General features: G+C 46.8%; 2 rRNA genes. Both read left to right on the forward strand.

The features are described 5' to 3' along the window. A 23S ribosomal RNA gene (locus ACN6NF_RS25810) occupies positions 1-114 on the forward strand; the annotation flags it as partial. 150 nt (positions 115-264) lie between these two features. Continuing rightward, a 5S ribosomal RNA gene (rrf, locus tag ACN6NF_RS25815) occupies positions 265-342 on the forward strand; the annotation flags it as partial.

Raw genomic sequence — 342 nt, forward strand, 5'->3', positions numbered from 1 at the left:
ATGAGATTTCCCAGTAAGTAAGACCCCTTGAAGACGACGAGGTAGATAGGTTGGGGGTGGAAGTGCAGTAATGCATGGAGCTGACCAATACTAATCGGTCGAGGGCTTATCCTAAGATAAGACGCAATAAAGTTTCGGATCCAGTTTTCAGGGTGTAACCTTGAAAGTATGTAGAAATACATACAACCAGCGTATGGCGATTCATTCGCACGATCTGTGATGAACCGAATAACCTTACGGAAGAATTTACGATGTAAATTCATGTTTGGTGGCGATAGCGGAGGGGTTCCACACGTACCCATCCCGAACACGACCGTTAAGCCCTCCAGCGCCGATGGTACT

Source organism: Paenibacillus sp. TSM33, from assembly GCF_056099025.1.